The sequence below is a fragment of the Flavobacterium crassostreae genome (genome assembly GCF_001831475.1).
GTDB classification, from domain to species: Bacteria; Bacteroidota; Bacteroidia; order Flavobacteriales; family Flavobacteriaceae; genus Flavobacterium; species Flavobacterium crassostreae.
On the sequence record NZ_CP017688.1, the window covers coordinates 1,616,690 to 1,635,292 of the forward strand.

Consider the following 18,603-nt stretch of genomic DNA (forward strand, 5'->3'; position numbering starts at 1 on the left):
GTTTTATAGGGATTATTAGGATCAATAATTCTTGTAAAAAAAGGTTCGTTTTGAAAACAGATGCCCTAGCCCAGGTAGTAGCGGCATCCTTTTTGTTTTTTCTTTAAAAACAAAAAGATATAGCGGATAACTGGAAGTAGCTACTAAACAACACGGCTCCTGTAGTAAACAATACCTTAGGGGGAACCTCGATGCACCAATACGAATACGATGCTTTTTATAGATTAAAAACTGCCAAGGCGGTGTATCAAGGCGAGTTTACTAAGGCGAGTTATGAGCTGAATATGGGTTATAACAACCTGCACAACATTACCAATAAAAACTTGGTACACACCGTAAACAACGAGCAGAAAGGCTATGTTTTGGATTATAATTACGATAACGAGCAGCATCCTAATGCGCCATCTTCTATCAACGAAGTGACACAAGCCACCACTGGAGGGATCCGAAATTATGTATACGATGGCAATGGCAATCCAACAAGTTACACGGAGCAACAAAGTTTCAGAAAAATGAGTTGGGACGAAGAAAACCGTCTAATGGGCATCAACGATACTGGAAGAATGCACCAATATACCTACGATGCAGCAGGCGAAAGAGTGATTAAAAGCTCTGGAGATTCTCAAAACGTAGCCGTTAACGGACAAACAGCAGCAACCATAGTACATACGAACGATTACACGGGCTATGTGAGTCCGTATTTTGTGATAAGCAAAGGGAAGTTTACTAAGCATTATTTTGAAGGAGCTGGCCGCATTGTCAGCAAATTAGGCAACGGCGCTTTTGCGCAACCCTTGGGTATTACTGCAGGTGGGGTCAATTATACCCAGCGTACCGCCGAGCAACAAATGGCTTTGGATGCTTACGTGCGTACTTTGGGTGTGCCTCCAGGGCCGCCAACACAACAAGGGATTTATGCCACACCCGAGTTTACAGGCGACCCGTACCCGAGTGATGCTCTTAAAGCAGTTGAAGAAAATCAAGAACCCCCCGAGGGCTGGCCTAGAAACCCTGTTTTTAACGCTCCGGGCGATGTTCCAGGGCCTCCGGTGCAATTTGGAGATCCTGTAAAACCCAGTACCGTTAGGGCAGGCGAAGGATTTACGGGTATTGGTTTGCCAGAAAAGGATATTTTTTATTTTCATCCCGATCATTTAGGGAGTACTTCGTATATTAGCAGCGGCAATGGTAGCATAAGCCAGCATGTGGAATACATAGCCTTTGGGGAAATACTTTTTGAGGAGCATTCTAGCTCGTTTAGTTCTCCTTATTTGTTTAATGGAAAAGAACTCGACAGAGAAACGAATTTGAGCTATTATGGGGCGAGGTATTTAGATATGAAGACCAGTTTGTGGTTGAGTGTGGATCCGTTGGCGGAGAAAATACTTAACTATTCTCCATATAATTTTGTTAGAAATAATCCAATAAACAGAATTGATCCTGATGGGAGGACAGATTATAGGATTGATGGAGAAACTCAAAATATAGATGATGGACATAACGATTTGGTTGTTAACGTAACACAAAAACAATTCGACAAGCTTCAAAATAAGTTTAATAAGAGTGTGTCAGGTTATGAAAGTTACATGAATAAGGTATCTATCCAAAATGGATATACTACATCAAACTCAATAGCAGATGGGAGTGGAAATAGATTAAATACTATTGAAATAATATCTCATAAAGCTGGGGGAGATTCGTATCAGCAATGGTCAGATTCAAAAGATGACTCGAATATGAAATCAGGATCTGCAATTGTTGGTTATGAGGGAGCCCTTTTAAGTAAAGCTGAAATTCTCATAAAAATCGGAGCAAAAGGTGAAAGTTTTTCGAACTTAAGACATGTTTCTAAAGCCTTACAGATGACAAAATATGCTGGTCGAGGATTAGGTGTTTTGGGTACAGGTTTGTCTGTTATAGAAGACATTAATTCAAACAATGTTGGTTGGGGAACTGGTGCTAAAGTTGGTATAGGTACATTGTTACTTGGTGCGTCTGCACCAGTCGCATTAACATGTGCTGTTTTGGATGTTGGTTGGGGCTTGGCTACGGGTACAACTATAACTGATAATGTAGCAAATTATGTGAATGAAAAAACGAAATGATGAAAAATTTATTTGATTATACATTTTATAGAACTGCAAAAAGGCATTTTAAGAGTGATGGAGCTAAGGCATTTACAGCGTGTTTAAGCATCTCATTTATAGTTTTTTTATATTGTGCATCAATTTATTATTTTATTATCAATTTAATTAAATTTAGGCTTTCTCTTTTTTTTGATAAAATTATTTTTGTTTTTATAGCTTTTTTGATTTTTTATGTTGTCAGACGAAAATATAAAGGGAAGTATTTTGTTTTAAGAGATAAATGGATAAAAGAAACTAAAAAAGAAAAATTATTTGGAGAAGTATTAATTGTGGTTTTCTTTTTCTCTCCTTTATTGTTAATGTTTGTCATTAAATTTTTATTTAAATAGATACTGTCCCCTCTGTGGACCCGACCGCTCGGATATGTCGACAACGCTAGCGCAGATATTTATCTGTGCCCACAAAGTTAAACAACTAAACAAACACAAAACCAAGCATTCACGCTTGGTTTTTGTGTTTTATAGGGATTATTAGGATCAATAATTCTTGTAAAAAAAGCTAGTCGTGCGTGTGATTAAAAGCTCAGGAGATTCTCAAAACGTAGCCGTTAACGCACAAACAGCAGCAACAAGGGATTTATGCCACACCAGAGTTTACAGGCGACCCGTACCCGAGTGATACTCTTAAAGCAGTAGAAGAAAATCAAGAACCTCCCGAGGGCTGGCCTAGAAATCCTGTTTTTAACGCTCCGGGCGATGTTCCAGGGCCTCCGGTGCAATTTGGAGATCCTGTAAAACCCAGTACCGTTAGGGCAGGCGAAGGATTTACAGGTATTGGTTTGCCAGAAAAGGATATTTTTTATTTTCATCCCGATCATTTGGGGAGTACTTCGTATATTAGCAGCGGCAATGGTAGCATAAGCCAGCATGTGGAATACATAGCTTTTGGGGAAATACTTTTTGAGGAGCACTCTAGCTCGTTTTCTAGTCCGTATTTGTTTAATGGAAAGGAACTCGACAGAGAAACCAATCTTAGCTATTATGGAGCGAGGTATTTGGATATGAAGACGAGTTTGTGGTTGAATGTGGATCCGTTGGCGGAGAAGTATCCAGGCTGGAGTCCGTACAATTTCTGTATGGGGAATCCTTTGAGATTAGTAGATCCAGACGGCAGGTCTCCATTTGATTGGATTAAGAATAACAAGACAGGTGCATTTGTGTGGGATAATAATGTAACTTCAGCCAGTAATACTCCTAAAGGATATAGCTTTGTTGGTAAAAGTGATAATTCTATTGTTACTAATCTTTTTGGTACAAATAGTTCAAGCAATAACAGTAGAGATATTGGATTAATCTCAACAGAGGATTTTAATAATCCACATTCTGCAAGTGGTGCTGCTTTTATGAATATGAGTACTAATACAACTCTGTCAGCAAGTCTTTCTGCTGATGTTTCAACAGTTTACAATAAAGATGGTAGTGTACAAAGTAAAGACTTTAAAGGAATAAATATTAATACATCTGTGTCAGGGGATATAGTAGCCCCATATCCAGGTGTTGATATAAGTTTAGTAAGCCATAATATGACATTACAGGGTAATGAAATGAAAGCTCATCAAACTAGCCCTTATGGAGAAATTAGACAAGGTGGTGGCGTTCCTACTTTAACACACGATAGCTATTGGAATAGTTCATCAATTCAAAGTAACTTTGGTAAATCATTTAATCTTGACTTTAGTTTTAAAGGACAGTATTTAAATGGTAACACACCAATGTCTGGACCTGGTGCAACTGGACTTTTAGGTATTCCTAACACCACTAGTGTAGGAACATCAATTAATTTTAATAATACTGCTCCAGCAGTAAAAATAGATACTAATAAATTATGAAAACTATAATATGTTTTAGCTTTTTATTTGTTTTGTCCTGTGTTAATACAAAGAAAAATATTACAAATGAAGAATTAAATGTTTTGTTAAATAAAACTACGATGCAATATTTTCAAACAAAAGATAAGAAATATTTAGATGTTGCATATGAACAACTTAAGTATAATAAGGACTTTGTTGAAAAAGGATTATCAGGAAAAAATTCATTACCTATCGTTTCATTATTATTAAATTTGAAAAAGTATGACGAGTTGGAAGAATTATTGATTAAAAATAAATCAATAAATGAATATAGTAGGTTAAATACTTTAAATACTACAAGATATCTAAAATTTAAAGATAAAGACTTACCTAAAGCAAAATTGTATATAGCTGAAAGTTTGAAAATGATTAAAGATACTATTGATAAAAAACCTAACGACTCTTTGAGATATGCAGATTATTTTTCTATGCGTATGTTTTTAGTAGGTAAAAAAGGAGCTTTAAAGGAAGTTGATAGTATGAAAGCAGTAAATAAAAGATATTCAGATATATTTTATGATGCAATTTTAAAGGATGCTATAGAGAGTTATCCTGATGAATATTTACCAAAATAAATCATAAAAAAACCTTGCAATTGCGAGGTTTTTTTATGATTTATAATGCAGCTACATTTTTACTAAAGAACTCTTTAAATTTTTTAGAGGTTAGCGTTTTATCTACCATTTTAAAAACCCGATCGCTCGGATATGTAGGCAACGATAGCACAGACATTTATCCGTTCCCACAAAGTTGATCAAGTAAACAAAACACAAAACCAAGTGTAAATGCCTGGTTTGTTGTTTTATAGGGATTATTAAAATCAATAACTCTTGTTAAAAAAAGGTTCGTTTTGAAAACGATTGCCCTAGCCCAGATAGTAGCGGCATCCTTTTTGTTTTTTCTTTAAAAACAAAAAGATATAGCGGATAACTGGAAGTAGCTTCGGATAAAAAAAATAGAAAAATAGGGGTGGAGCATCTAATATTTTATGCCTACTTTAGCCATTATTCAAAATAATTAGTTACATAAACCATGTCAGACGATCAAAAAAAGCAATTAGAGTCGCAGCTCTGGGCTATTGCCAATATTTTAAGGGGTAAAATATCTGCTAATCAATTTCAGGATTATATTTTGGGGTTTATTTTTTATAAATACCTTTCGGAAAAATTAGAAAAAAAAGCAAATGAGTTTTTAAAACCAGATGGTATTGTATTATCACCTACATTAGCTATAAGGATTGCCATTTTCGCATTTTCGGTAATTAATGATTCGATTTGATCAAAAGCATTAATTGCAGCATCTATTGCCATATCTAATTCTACATTCAGATGACAATCTTCTTCAAACAGAGTTATAGGAGATAAGGTTACTGTTTTTCCGGTTGCGAGTTGGACTTTGCTCTCTACGGAACTTTTAGATAAATTACTGATATCTATGTCACAAACTACCAAATCCAAGTTTTTGATAGTATTGGGTTGCATTCTTTCTAACACTTCTATTCCAGCTGGACCCACTCCAATAATTTTAATTTCATTCCTATTCATGCTCTTTGGCTATTTAGTTTACTTGTTTAAGTTATTCTGTGTCGCTTGCTGTACAAAATTACTTTCACTACAAAACTAAATCCTGATAATGCCGTAACATGGCCGAGGAATATTTTGTTTCACTTTAGTGAAGACATGAAAAGACAATAAAATATATTGTTTTTATTTATAAAGCTGTGTCATTTTTAAAATTCTCTTTTTGATTTCATTTTGAAGTGAAACAGGCGATATAACCTTGACATTGGAGTCATATTTCAATAGTTCCATAACGATATCATTAGTTGGATGAATATACAATTCAATGGATCAAGTCTAAATGTTGTGGGGAAATATAAAAATAGAGATATTTGTATTTCCAAATCAGATACAAATGCAAGATTCTTTTGTCGACCTTCTCAAGTTGTTACTTCCTGAAATCATAGTTGAATACTTTGAACTGACTTCCTATAAAAAAGAGGAAGAGATACTTCATCTTTACTTAAAGGAGATTAATTCAATTCCTAAAGAACATCGACAATCAAAATTGAGCTCAAAAGGGTTCTTTGATGAAATAACAGTTCAGGATTTCCCTATTCGTGGGCATCAGGTATATCTTCATATCACTCGAAGAAGATGGCTAAACGAAGATACTGGAAAAGTAGTTTTTAGAGATTGGAATTTAGTAGCAGACGGAACTCGGGTGACACAGGAGTTTGCGTCTTTTTTAAAAGAGATCCATAGATTCCAAGCCTAATGATTGCAATGCTATCGCCTCTTTCTATGGCGTTAGCGGTAAAAACCTACAACATCAATACAAAGATTTCTTAAGTGATTTCAAAATATGGAATCAAAAACTACACGCAAAAGAATGGCTTATTTTTCCTGAAAACATTGGAAAACGATTATCAATAGACGAAACCTCCTTGTCCAATGGCGAACTCTATACTATTTTGACCAACAAAGCTGGAAAGGGAAAGAAAGGAACTATAGTGGCCATGATTGCTGGAACTAAAGCGGAAACGGTAATCGCTATCATTGAAAGAATCCCTCTTAAACAACGAAATCTAGTCACCGAGATAACCCTTGATATGGCAGGAAATATGGGGCTCATTGCCAAGAAATCCTTTCCTAATGCAACTCGCGTCATCGACCGGTTCCACGTTCAAAAATTGGCTACAGAAGCTTTACAGGAAATAAGAATTAAATACCGTTGGCAAGCTATAGACCAAGAAAATCAGGCAATAGAAAAAGCGAAGAAAAACAAGAAAAGGTTTGAGCCTGAAGTATTGACTAATGGAGATACTATTAAGCAGTGTTTTGACCCCTATAAAACAAGAGTATTATTGTAAATTTCGATTATTATTTATGCGGTTAATTTTTTCATCAAAATTAGACGCTTATCCTGGTTCCATTTCTCTATTGGGGTAATGCGTCCTAAAAGTCCATGTAGCCTAGTATTATTATAGAAAATCACATATCTTTTTAGTATTAGTTCAATTTCTCCAAAAGTTCTATAATCAACTCTTTGGAACACTTCTTTTTTTAGTATTCCATGATAGGCTTCAATATGTGCATTTTCTTCTGGTGTTGCTACATGGGTAAATTCTTGCTGAACTCCAATGAGTCCAAGGTATTCCCGAACTCTTTTGGCAATAAATTGACTTCCATTATCACTTCTTATCACAACATTTTCAGGGTATTGGTATTCTAAAAATAAATCAGAAAGCAAAGCGATTACTTTGTTTTGTTTTATAGAAAAAGAGAAAAAATCCTTTAATATTCTGCGAGTATGAACGTCTATTATAGATAGTAAATAAGCGTTTTTACCTACCTTTGGGATCCAAACCATCTTAATATCCATTTCTAAACATTCAAAAGGTTTAGTGGTTTTAACTTTTCTATATTTTACAAATTTACGACCAGAACCACTCCTGTTTATTCGGTTTTCTAGTTTCAACAAACCCTCTTCTCTCATAATTCGATACAACTTTTTAGGATTAATTAAGTACCCCTCTCGTTGTAAATAGGAAGTCATTAAACGGTAACCGCAGTCAATAAACTCATTACTTAAAACATCTTTAACAGATTCAACAACAGTATCTTGACTTACATATCCTTGATGTTTATTAAAGGTAAATTCACTAGGTTTAATACCTTTCTTACCTGAGCTTGGTCTTCTATAATAACTACTTTGAACCATGCCTACCATAGCAATAATTTTAGTTTTACTAATCTTATGTTTACTATAAAAACTATCTACTAAATCTTTCTTGGATCGGATGTCCCAAACTTTTTTTTTAAAAGTTCACGCCCGATTTCTAATTCGATTTCCTTGTTAGCTAATAATTTGCGTAGAATTCTGTTTTCTTCCTCAGCTTGCTTTAGCTCTTTACTACTAGTGTCATAAGTTACTTTTAAACCTGCTTCTCCCTGCTTCTCGTGTTTCTTCTTCCAGCTATACAAAGTGCCAGTGCTAAGGCTGTATTTACGGCAGGTTTCAACGGCTCCTAATTCTTCTGAAAAGGATAGGATTTCTAGCTTTTCTTCTAAACTCCATTTCTTGTATTTCATATCTCAAATGTACTATTTGAAATTTAAAATATCACTCCGAACTATTAAGGGGCTAAAATAAGCAGTTACTTGCTAGAAGTAGGTATTTCTTATACAAGAATAAATCAAAATGGACGGCGAATCAATTACAACGAGCATTATTGTTGTTTGAATTATATCCCGACATAAAAGAAGCTTACAATCTATCTCAAGGATTACGGAACATTTTTGAAAACACAACCGATAAAATCATTGGTTTTGCCAGACTAGCTAAATGGCATGAAAAAGTAAATCAATCTGGATTTAAGTCTTTCAATACAATATCTCGAACCATAATCAATCATTATCAAAGCATATTGAACTATTTTGATAATAGAAGTACTAATGCATCAGCAGAATCCTTTAACGCCAAAATAAAAGCTTTTAGATCTCAGTTTAGAGGTGTTAGAAATGTAGAATTCTTTCTTTTTAGGCTAACTAATATTTATGCCTAATTTTTGCTGCTCCACAGGTTTTAGGATTGATCCAATTCAATCACTAATTCCTCATCAGTATCCTTCAGGACTTTTTGTGAAGAATGTAATGGGAATGATTTGATATAATTTCCCTGTTGCCAAGTAAAAGAAAGTATTATTTTTTGAACAGGTTCGTAGGTTTCAATACCAAAAGCATGTTGGTATTTTTTATCAACATCAAATGAGATAGCCTTGAATGTAGTATCTGAAATTTTTAAATCAGTGATTCTGTCAAAACCAAAGTTTTTTACGATACCATCTTTCTCATCCTGTGCAATAAGGTACCAGCGGTGTTCCGATTCCTTTATGGCTAATGGTTTTACGCTACGTTGGCTGATTTCCATATCCCAAAACTTCGTATGGGTGAATGAAATCAGGAAACGGTTTTGTATGGCATACAGTATTCCGCTTATTAAATGGGTTCCAGTAACTTTCCTTTTTTCGAGATAAATACTCGGGGATAATTTATTTCCTTCTTTTAGTGCCTGATGAATAGAAAACGCTTCGATCATTCGTGATACTGAAGGATCTTCGATTTCCTCATCGATAGAATACACTTTATCTTTCCGATTGTATTGAATAAGCATGCCAAACAAATCAAAAATGTCTTTTTTGTCTCTGTCAAATGTTCTTGAAGAGTATTCAAAATTTTTACCTAAATCATCATTTTTAAGTTTTGTCATTACATGTTTATGCAAATCAATTTCTATTGCTACTCGATCTTCGTTTTCGTCGTAACCTGTTTTGTAATATTTGATTTCCTCTTGACTCGCTGAAATCCTACCAACATCTGAGGTTACTTTTGCCAAGGCATAACAACCTGAATTTTCTCCCGTCAGCCATAAAATTACTTTATCCCCTTTTTTTATTTTGTCTTTGTGAGTCGCTACTTTCCATGTAGTTAGCAACTCATTTTGCAAAGAACCAACAACATCATAAAATTTAGGATTACCTTGAAATATCCAGTAATTGATAGTGTTTTTTTGACCCAATTTTTCTTGGAGAAACTTTAAATAATTGTCCTTTCCTAATATTGCTCTTGGTCTATCTCTTGATCTGTTTTCACTGAATTTAGAAAATTCTGCTGTTTTATCATAGATGTTTTTCTTAATCGAATTAATTTCAATTTTAGAGTTTTTTGATTTTATAATAAATAATTCAGATTCAAAATTTTTCTTATATTCAAGTTCATATAAATCTAATTCTTGCACAAGGCGCTCTTTTTTACTACCAAACTGTTTCGAAAAATAATTACTTTTTTTTCCATCATGTTCAATCATCCAATTTACAAAATCCTCTTTAACATTTATTGATTCTTCAGTTACATCAGCTTTTGGAATTATCTCAAACCCTTCCTTTTTTAACAATTGAAAAGCAGGAGTATCAACGCCACCTGAAAATATAGAAGAGTCAAGTTCTCCTCCAGTTGCAAAGCGATTGGCAATACTAATTACTAATTTAGGGGGATAGTGTTTGCCTTCATGGATTAAATCATAAGTACTGGAATGTCTTCCAGATCTAATTCCTTCTCTATCTATCTCTTGAATTGCAGATAATATATCCTCTTTTTTGATTTCGTTCATAGTTTTAATTCATGCTAAAATTATTTTCTCAATTTGATTGAGCTATTGTCAATTTGCTCGAAAAGATAGATGTAATTGCCTTTTGATTTTGTAGATCTCAACATAATTTGTTTTGTTAAATCAATCTCTCCTTTTCTTTCAGTATACAATCCTCTTTTTTCAATAAAATCAGCAATTTCATCAAAAGTTGCTGAGAAATTTTCTTTATTGATATTGATTAATGCAATAACAATAGCTTCATGCAGTGTTAATAGATTTTTCATTATTAGTTTATTAAATTTAATGCTATTAATTATGCCCTCCATTCTGCAAACTGGCCTTCGGCTTGTTCCATTATTTCCTGTAGTATGTTGTTGAGTTCCAGAATACCTACTTTTCCTCTCAATTCTCTTTTTACGGCCAATCGTATGCTTGCTTTAGCATCTTCTTTGCTCATCCAGTCTAGTTGTAAATTACTTTTTACAGCCTTCACCACGCCATGTACAATATCCTGAATGGGTCCAGCTTCTTTGATGATTTCCTTTTTGGAAGCTATAATGTCATAGAAAGCTAACTCTTCATCGCTCAATCCTAATTCCTTATTTCGGTGATCTTCCTCTTGCAAATGTTTTGCTCTCTCTACTAATTCAGCAATGGTGGTATAAGAATCAATCGCATTTTTATGGTAGTTCTCGATTACTCGTTCCAGTTCTTCTTTGAGCGAAGTGTATTTCTTTATGTTCTTATGCAATCGTAGTTTAACCTCGTCCATTAGGATGTTTTTCAACAACTCAATTTTTATAGCGATACTATCTTTTTCTTTTTTGGCACCCAAAAGAAAATCTTCGTTTAATATAGAGATATCAGCACGTTCTAATCCTGCCATGGCAAATACATCTACAATATCATCTGATTCGATACTGCGGCTTATCAATTCCTTGATTTGGTCTTTTTGATTCGTTCGGGTTCCTTTTACTGATTTGGCGTTCCGAATCGCTTTTGATAAATGTTGGATAAACAACACATCAACTGAATGTTCCTGAATTTGAGGTTGTGATTTTACAATAGATAATAAGCCCTTCAATTTCTTCTCTTCTAGCATAAATTGGTTTGCTGCTTCATCATATTTAATAATGCCGTTCAATGCCTTTCTTATCAAGAGTACCTTGTCGCTATCTCGTAATCCTTTCCAATTGGAATAGTCACTTTTTTCGGGTAATAAACTCTTACAAATCTCTACTTGGTTGTAGAACATTTCCAAGGCTTGATGCATATCAATAGTGGGTTGTCCTTTTCCGCCACCACCAGTATATTTAGAAGTGGCAATTTTCAATAGGTCTCCAATACCAATATAATCTACAATAACACCCGATGGTTTGTCTTTAAAAACGCGATTGGTTCTTGTGATTGCTTGCATTAAAGTGTGTCCACGCATGATCTTGTCTATATACATGGTATGTACACATGGCGCATCAAATCCCGTCAACCACATATCTCGAACTATTACGATTTGAAGCGGATCTTCGGGTTTACGGAATCGTTTTTTCAAGGCTTCGGTTGTATCTTGTGTTCTAATGTGTTCATTCTAAGCAATAGGATCTTTGGATATATTGCCGGTCATTACAACAGCTATTTCAGGGCAACCTTCAATAGCTTTTAAGGCATCATACATTTTTACACTATTGCGACGACTCATACAAACCACCATTGCCTTTCCGGGTAAGGTTTCTGTACGGTTTTTATAATGTTTCATAATGTCATTGGCAATTTTCTGAACTCGGTCTTCTGAACCTGCTGCATCTTCAATGGCTGCCCATTTCAGGTTGCCATCATCCTCAAGATCTTCGGTAATGGCATCCACTTCGGCATCAATGTTTTGATTTCCTAAATGCAGTTTTGCCAAGCGAGGTTCGTAATATATAGGAACAGTCGCCTTATCATTGACCGCCTGTTTGATGTCGTAAATATGTATCGTTTCTCCAAAAACTTCCTGAGTATCGGCATCCTTGCTGTCTATAGGTGTTCCTGTAAACCCTATAAAGGAGGCATTAGGTAATGCTTTGCGTAAGTTGGATGCAAAACCATCTAGTAAACCATACTGTGTTCTGTGAGCTTCATCTGCCATCACAATAATATTCTCTCTTTCTGAAAGGTTTGTATTCATAACTAATCCCTTTGGTAAGTTTAAGATGAAAATCACGGTTACGGTAATCAATGTCGGTACCTAGATTGTTGCAAAAGTCAGCTACAGCAAGATCTTGAATTTCAGAGGGTACTTGAGGGTATTTATTAAGAATAAATTCCTTTAGTTGGTCTTTTAGGATTACAGCATTGGCATTTTGAGGTAACTCATTCCCTTTTACGTGCGGTATAACCTAAGTCTTGTAACCATTCGATAGTTGCCTGTTCAATTAGTGCTTCTGTAGTCATATCAGTATGATGTCATTGCGAGCGCAACGCAGTAGAGCGTGGCAATCTTATTAATTATTCCCCAAATTCTTTTAACCCCGTTTCTATGCTCTAAATATTCTAACTTACTTTTTCACCACAATAAGGACATGCAATCCATAATTTTTCCAGTTGACTAAAACAGTTGTCACATTTAATAATTTTTTCTACTACTGATTGCATCGACTGACTTGTTTTTACCGTAAACTTTTCTGGAATTTCTTTCAAAAAGCTAGATTCATTTCCCTTTTCTGTTATTAGAAATAGTTTGTCTTTTGCTCTGGTGATAGCGACATAAAACAAGCGTCTCTCTTCTTCCATTAGTAAATCGTGATTGGCTGTTTTTATTACTTGAAAAATTCTATCTTCTAGCCAAATATCTGGAAACCCACCGCTGCCTTCCGTTAATCCGAGTATAAAAACGGCTTTCGCTTCCAGTCCTTTTGAGGCATGTATTGTTTTTCCTTGCACCCTGATATTCTCATTTTTAAATTTAAAGAAGTAGGGACTGTACATTTTATTTCTTCGGTACAAAAACAAAATATCATCCTGTAGAAAACCATCTTCCAATAATTCTCTTACTTTATCTGTGCAGAACTGAATATTATCTTTTTCATCATTACCAGAATAGACCACAATTTTATGTTCAGATATTTTAGAGGAATGAATCTCTTTCTCCACTTTAAACTTGTTGTGCTTTATGACTTCATTACTAGCCCCAACAATATTTTGAGTACTACGATAATTCTGATCCAATTTCACCACTTTTGAATTGGGAAAGTATTTTTCAAAATCTACAATGTAATCTACGTTTGATCCCCTAAAACCATAAATACTTTGCCAATCATCACCTACACAAAACAGTTGTGTTTCATCAGTTAATAAATGTTTGATTAGTTCAACTTGTAAATTATTGACATCCTGAAATTCATCAACTAGAATGTATTGGTATTTACTTTTGTATTTATTAGCTATATCTTCATGATTTTCAAATAATGAGGCACTTCTTGAAATTAGATCGTTGAAATCGAGATAGGATTTATTGGTTGTGTATTCAATATATTCTTCAACGATGGGAATAGCTAATGCATAAAAATGTCTTACTCTTTCATGCTGATCATTTTTTGCGTTTTCTAATATTTGTTTAGGGCTAATGTTTTCGACTTTAATCATATCCGTAATTCGCATGATTTGCTTTACGAAGTCTTTTACACTTTCATAATAGCCATTAAACTCTTCTCTAAAAGTTAGGGATACATTTTTATGATAATTAGAGGGTAAACGATTCTTAACTACTTTATCTAACGTATGATTGAATAGAGCCGAATCCTGAGTGATGTAATCATAGGTTTTAAAATAGAGTAAGTTTCCTTTTTCAAACTGTTCTTCTTTGCCATTAAGTGGGTAACTTTTGTCGCTTACATGCTCTATATATAAGTTCGCTTCTGGGATATAAAAATCAGGGCGAAAATCAAAATCCTTCACTTTAAGAAGCGGTTCATATTCGTATTTTATACTGTGTCTGTAAAACCAATCGGCTATAAACTGTTCTGATTTTGAACGGACTCTAGTACCATCCAGTGTAGTGAAATACTTCCCGTCGTTGTTTGAATTATTAGGGTTGTTTTTAGCTAGATGTATTTTATCTACGTTATAATCTAGAATGTATCTCTTTAGTTGAAGCAGAAATTCAGTGTTGTCACATTTTGATATCAAAAGTTTATGAACTACTTCAAACACAGTTTCTGGCGCCACATGTTTAGCGAGTTCATCCTCTTCATCTCGTTTTTCATCGCCTATAATTCGAAACTTATTATCAAATTCATTTACACCATAATTACGTAAAATACTATAACAGAAACTGTGAAATGTTCTCACGGTTAAGCCATCGATCCATTTGTAATTTTTTTGCTGTAAATAGCGCTCTCGATCTTTTTCAGCTTTAGAAAAGCGTTTGTCTAGCAACATATTTTCATATTTCTTGCTTGTATCTGCCGAAATGATCAAACGGTCAATCATTTCATTGGTTGCATTTTTGGTAAAAGTAATGGCCAGGATACTGGAAGGACTAACTCCTTTTTCTTCGATTAAGTAAATGATTTTTTGTAACAGCGTTTTAGTTTTTCCAGAGCCAGCTCCAGCTAATACTAAAATTCGTTTGTCTTCACTAACAACAGCTTCATGTTGTTTGATATTTAAATTACTTAAATCCGTTTTGGTAGTTATCAATTGTATTTAATTTTTATGAAGGTAATATACTATTTTTAGCTGTAATACTAGTACTACTTTCTGCCGAAATCAGCTGGGTTTTCTCCCCAAGCTTTCGTTTCCCATTTCAGCACCTTATTTTCATATTCGTTTTCATTGAGCCATTTAGTAGCACGTTCCAGTAGTTCAAATAGTTTTTTGTTTTTATCACTTGGATCATGGTTAGTGCTTTGTTTTTTATCACGAACCCATCCTATTGCGATCTTACTATCTGAATAAATAGGAAGTGTAATATTGTTTTTCTTACAATGTGCCAAAGCATGAACTATAGCTAGAAACTCAACTATATTGATGGTTCCATCTTCAAACGGTCCCATTGTGAAAATGCTTTTTTTATCTTTTACAAATACACCTTGGTATTCTACAATTCCCGTAGTGTTGTTCCATGCACCATCTACTGCAATACTATCTTCAATTGGGTTGCCTATGAGTAGTAACTCTTCTTCTGACAAACCTAGTTTTTCAACGTTTTTACCAATAAAATCATAACTAGAACCATTAAATGCTTGTTGTGCCAGTTCCAGTGTTTCAAAGGATTTGAAAACGGCTTGAGGAAAACCATTTGTTTGCTCCTGGCATTCTGCCCAAGTGTTAAAAACTCCTGTTTGACGCCCTTTCCAGACTACATAAAACTTAATTTTTGCCATAATTCATCCTCAATTTTAGTACTAAACTACTTCTTCTACTGTTTCCAGAAACTCTTTTAACCGCACTGTACCACTGATTAATTGGGGCAATAGCGTGTCACGGAGTTGGGTTAGGGTTTGGTTTTCTTTAATATTTTCTAATTGTTTATTTATATAAAAATCTAATTTTTCTGCTACTTCATTTTGAACTAAGATGTTTGGTAAAGCAATTTTGATATTAGTTAAATCTTTACTTGTTATTGAAACAGCAGTTTGTCGTGCTAATTTTTTTACTTCATCTCTACCATATTTAGTTTTAAAAAAAATATATATAATATCAGGAAAAATCTTTTTTTTATCAAGTCTTATACGAAATAGATTAGATTCAAATATAGGAACATTGTCTTCACATTTTATTATTGCACATTTACCAATACCTTCAAGCACTAGTGATGTTCTCCCAAAAACGATATCGTCTTTTATACAACCAAATTTTTCTATTTCATTATCTGTAACGCTTATTAATTCCATTTTTTGATTTGTAATTATATCCAAACCATAAACGGAACTCATTTTAAGCCATCTATTACCATATCCTTGAAATTCTGATTTCTTGTATAAACCATTTAATGGTTTTATGGAGAGCAAATCTTCAATGCTCTTTACTTCCCAACCCTTAGGAATCATGCCTAATTCACTTTCTACAAATTCACCCTCCTGAAACGGGCCAAAATCGACAAACCAGTGTTTATACAATGCCATTGCCATTTCTTCGAGGGTTTTGTTAATGGCGAGGTTGTTTTCTATTTTGTCGTCTATGGCAGCGAGGATGGAAGCTATGGATTTTTGCTCTTGGAGGGATTCAGGGATTTTCACATCCAATCCATCAAAAGTCTTAGTGGTTATAGTATCAAAAACACTACCATAACTTAAACTTTGTAATTCTAAAACTTTTTGTTTTAGCAAATAATATAAATATTGATTATCTATCTTTTCATTTGGTAAAATGCCATAGCAAGATTGATTAAAAGTCATTTCTTTTCCTAAAACTGCTAATTCTCCAACAGTTCCTCTCGCTGATATAATTATAGCATCTTTAGGGAGTAATTTAGTTGAGGATTTCTTTAAACCTTCATCAGATATAGTTTTCTCAGTATCGTATACAAACTTTCTTTCACCTTGAAAATCTTTGACACTAAGCCATGGAATATTACCATCCCAATATTTAGGTTCTGATGTTTTAGGTGTTCCACCTCCAACAATTTTTATTACTTGTGAGAGTTTATATGTTTTCCAGTTGTTGGGCATTTATTGTTTTGGTTTATCGTTAATCCCTTGTAAAACCAAGCTTAAAATATGTTGTACATCTTCAATGGTTTTGTCCATGCTTTGGGCGAGTTGTATTTCGGGGTTTTCGGCTTTTTGTTTTGTGGCAATGCTGTTTTCTAAAACCGTTACAATGGTTTGGTGTAATTTGCTGTTTTGTTCTAATATGGGGTGCATTTTACGGCCAATGATTCTTGCTGCAGTATTAGTCTGCTCAAAATCGTCATCAAATAAATCCAGATGATCAGCGTAGGCTTCGTCTTCATATAAGTCCCAGCCGTGTTTTAGTAAGAACGAAATATCTTCAAGGTCTTTGGTTCTTGTTTCGGGTTTTTCGCTCCAAGCCACCAGTTTTAAAATCAAAATTCCTTCAACGGGTGTTACTGGTATGGTGAATTTTTCGTTTTCGGGTTGAAAACTTTCGGCTTTTTCGCCCACTTCCTTAAATCCCAAAACACTCAAAGTAAGATCTCTATCGATAAAGGTTACTGTGTATTCCTGCTCAATTTCGCCGTAAGGCATAAGATCGATGGCGGTATTGGTTTTTTCAAAATACAATCGGTAATTTTCATTTGCTTTCCTAAATCCCATAGTGCAAAGGGTTTCAAAAACAGCATTGTAGGTTTCAAAGTCCGGAATCATAATTGCAAAATCGATGTCGGCAGTTCCTCTGGAGGGTTTAATCCCCTTTTTGTACAATTGTACATCACGTGCGTTTGCACCAACCAAATAGTAGGATATACCAAATTGGGCAAATACTTTTTCTAAAATAGTATACACTTCGCCATGATGCGCAAAGGAATAGTCTTTATAACTTAGGTTTGATATACTCATCATAAATTAGTTTTGCTGTTTCTATATTTCTGTCTTTGCCGCTGTACATCAATTGTGCATAAATAAGCAAAGGGGACACTGTTCTGTTTTCTTGGTTTTTCCAAAAAGGTTTGTATATCGCTACCTCTCCATTTGGATTCGGCAATAACCTCCCATTTTTAATAATGTCATTTTTATAATGATTGGTAAACAAACTAAATTTTTCAGGATTTAAATACTGGTTTAGTAGTGCTGCTCCGGGTTCTCCTCCCCATTGCACTTCTAAATCGATGTTTTTCCAATTGTTATTTTTAATGAAATTGAAATTCCCTACTTTATAGGTTGGCAATACTTTTTCGTTAATTAGAGGAATCCACCTTTCCAGTAACTCTTTTCTTTTTACTAATTGCAATTGCGTCTTATTTACTCGTACTGCATAGCCGTCACGCACCAATGCTTTCATGATCTTACTTACACTACCTAACGAAATTGCACATGCTTCGGCTAAATCTCTATAGGTAGTATTGATGTGTTCTGGGTGTTGTAATAATTCAAATAAAAGTTTGGCACCAGTTGGAGTAAATACTTCAGTGCTTTCGTTTACTATAGGTTTTGCGTTGCTTTTTTCTATGTATATTTTTACTTTTTCGAGACTTAAATACGCATTTCCAAAACTATCTATATAATTTATGTGACGCTCTTTTAATTTTTCTTTGGCTAAAGGTGTAATGTAATCAGCGACCAATAGCAAATTGTTTTTTTGTTCGAATGTTTCATTTAAAACGTGCAAATATCCCGGTCTTACTTCTTTTTTTATTGTGACATAAAGAGGTTCTTCATTAATATGAATAAGGAAATCAAAAGTGTTGTCAGTATTGTTTTCTTCTGATAGGCTTAATTTAAAATCGAGCTTGCCAAAATAGTCTTGTATTGTTTTGAAACTGTTCATTTGTTCATTTTTTAATTTAGTTCATGT

The 18,603-nt window shown here is 34.3% G+C and carries 18 protein-coding genes and 2 pseudogenes; 8 read left to right on the forward strand and 12 right to left on the reverse strand.

Going from position 1 to position 18,603, the window contains the following annotated elements:
• Positions 1-191 precede the first annotated feature (191 nt).
• The 5 genes and pseudogenes from LB076_RS07240 to LB076_RS13960 all read left to right on the forward strand — a co-directional run.
• Positions 192-2,105 (forward strand): RHS repeat domain-containing protein, encoded by a 1,914-nt coding sequence (locus LB076_RS07240; RefSeq protein ID WP_066336882.1) that lies wholly within the window; start codon positions 192-194, stop codon positions 2,103-2,105.
• The gene (locus LB076_RS07245) at positions 2,102-2,476 is read left to right on the forward strand and encodes a hypothetical protein (RefSeq protein WP_141672845.1); all 375 of its coding nucleotides are present in this window, start codon (positions 2,102-2,104) and stop codon (positions 2,474-2,476) included. The genes LB076_RS07240 and LB076_RS07245 overlap by 4 nt, the downstream gene beginning before the upstream one ends.
• Positions 2,477-2,859: 383 nt before the next feature.
• Positions 2,860-3,975: an RHS repeat domain-containing protein gene (locus LB076_RS07250; protein ID WP_066336886.1), complete on the forward strand. Its 1,116-nt coding sequence runs from the start codon at positions 2,860-2,862 to the stop codon at positions 3,973-3,975.
• Positions 3,972-4,571 carry a hypothetical protein gene (locus tag LB076_RS07255; protein ID WP_141672846.1) on the forward strand — a complete coding sequence of 200 codons (600 nt, stop codon included), beginning with the start codon at positions 3,972-3,974 and terminating at the stop codon, positions 4,569-4,571. Before LB076_RS07250 ends, LB076_RS07255 begins: the two co-directional genes overlap by 4 nt.
• A 457-nt stretch (positions 4,572-5,028) precedes the next feature.
• A pseudogene (locus LB076_RS13960) lies at positions 5,029-5,205 on the forward strand (type I restriction-modification system subunit M N-terminal domain-containing protein); the annotation flags it as partial.
• On the opposite strand, the gene LB076_RS13965 reads toward LB076_RS13960, so the two are convergent.
• Positions 5,142-5,540: an FtsZ/tubulin family protein gene (locus LB076_RS13965; RefSeq protein WP_066336891.1), complete on the reverse strand. Its 399-nt coding sequence runs from the start codon at positions 5,538-5,540 to the stop codon at positions 5,142-5,144. The pseudogene LB076_RS13960 and the gene LB076_RS13965 sit on opposite strands and share 64 nt — an antisense overlap.
• A gap of 370 nt (positions 5,541-5,910) precedes the next feature.
• Here LB076_RS13965 and LB076_RS07265 point away from each other — a divergent pair, with 370 nt between their 5' ends.
• Together LB076_RS07265 and LB076_RS14045 are read left to right on the forward strand one after the other, a co-directional pair.
• On the forward strand, positions 5,911-6,273 hold the full coding sequence (locus LB076_RS07265) for an ISAon1 family transposase N-terminal region protein (protein WP_070786662.1): 363 nt from the start codon (positions 5,911-5,913) through the stop codon (positions 6,271-6,273).
• A gap of 13 nt (positions 6,274-6,286) precedes the next feature.
• Complete coding sequence (locus tag LB076_RS14045) at positions 6,287-6,868, forward strand: ISAon1 family transposase (protein ID WP_425598070.1); 582 nt, start codon at positions 6,287-6,289, stop codon at positions 6,866-6,868.
• Between the two features lie 14 nt (positions 6,869-6,882).
• Here LB076_RS14045 and LB076_RS07275 read toward each other — a convergent pair whose 3' ends face one another.
• Together LB076_RS07275 and LB076_RS07280 are read right to left on the reverse strand one after the other, a co-directional pair.
• Entirely contained in the window at positions 6,883-7,728 is an 846-nt protein-coding gene (locus tag LB076_RS07275; protein ID WP_099092426.1) for an IS3 family transposase, read from the reverse strand.
• Between the two features lie 50 nt (positions 7,729-7,778).
• Entirely contained in the window at positions 7,779-8,090 is a 312-nt protein-coding gene (locus LB076_RS07280) for a transposase (RefSeq protein ID WP_066337192.1), read from the reverse strand.
• Positions 8,091-8,209: 119 nt separating this feature from the next.
• On the opposite strand from LB076_RS07280, the pseudogene LB076_RS07285 reads away from it, so the two are divergent.
• Positions 8,210-8,563, forward strand: a pseudogene (locus LB076_RS07285) (ISL3 family transposase); the annotation flags it as partial.
• Between the two features lie 20 nt (positions 8,564-8,583).
• Here LB076_RS07285 and LB076_RS07290 read toward each other — a convergent pair.
• From LB076_RS07290 to LB076_RS07325, 9 genes are all read right to left on the reverse strand, one after another.
• The gene (locus LB076_RS07290; protein ID WP_066336452.1) at positions 8,584-10,167 is read right to left on the reverse strand and encodes a ScoMcrA-related endonuclease; all 1,584 of its coding nucleotides are present in this window, start codon (positions 10,165-10,167) and stop codon (positions 8,584-8,586) included.
• Between the two features lie 20 nt (positions 10,168-10,187).
• Entirely contained in the window at positions 10,188-10,430 is a 243-nt protein-coding gene (locus LB076_RS07295; protein ID WP_141672838.1) for a hypothetical protein, read from the reverse strand.
• A 29-nt stretch (positions 10,431-10,459) separates the two neighbouring features.
• Complete coding sequence (locus LB076_RS14050) at positions 10,460-11,695, reverse strand: type I restriction enzyme endonuclease domain-containing protein (protein ID WP_232505638.1); 1,236 nt, start codon at positions 11,693-11,695, stop codon at positions 10,460-10,462.
• Between the two features lie 36 nt (positions 11,696-11,731).
• The gene (locus LB076_RS14055; RefSeq protein ID WP_232505639.1) at positions 11,732-12,310 is read right to left on the reverse strand and encodes a hypothetical protein; all 579 of its coding nucleotides are present in this window, start codon (positions 12,308-12,310) and stop codon (positions 11,732-11,734) included.
• Positions 12,311-12,675: 365 nt separating this feature from the next.
• Positions 12,676-14,823 carry a UvrD-helicase domain-containing protein gene (locus LB076_RS07305; RefSeq protein ID WP_066336458.1) on the reverse strand — a complete coding sequence of 716 codons (2,148 nt, stop codon included), beginning with the start codon at positions 14,821-14,823 and terminating at the stop codon, positions 12,676-12,678.
• A 53-nt stretch (positions 14,824-14,876) separates the two neighbouring features.
• A complete protein-coding gene (locus tag LB076_RS07310; protein WP_066336461.1) occupies positions 14,877-15,509 on the reverse strand; it encodes a ribonuclease H1 domain-containing protein in 633 nt (210 codons plus the stop codon).
• Positions 15,510-15,530: 21 nt separating this feature from the next.
• On the reverse strand, positions 15,531-16,796 hold the full coding sequence (locus tag LB076_RS07315; protein ID WP_066336463.1) for a restriction endonuclease subunit S: 1,266 nt from the start codon (positions 16,794-16,796) through the stop codon (positions 15,531-15,533).
• Positions 16,797-17,651 (reverse strand): nucleotidyl transferase AbiEii/AbiGii toxin family protein, encoded by an 855-nt coding sequence (locus tag LB076_RS07320; protein WP_078055306.1) that lies wholly within the window; start codon positions 17,649-17,651, stop codon positions 16,797-16,799.
• Positions 17,623-18,576, reverse strand: coding sequence for a type IV toxin-antitoxin system AbiEi family antitoxin (locus LB076_RS07325; RefSeq protein WP_066336465.1), 954 nt, complete (start codon positions 18,574-18,576; stop codon positions 17,623-17,625). The genes LB076_RS07320 and LB076_RS07325 overlap by 29 nt, the downstream gene beginning before the upstream one ends.
• Between the last annotated feature and the right edge of the window lie 27 nt (positions 18,577-18,603).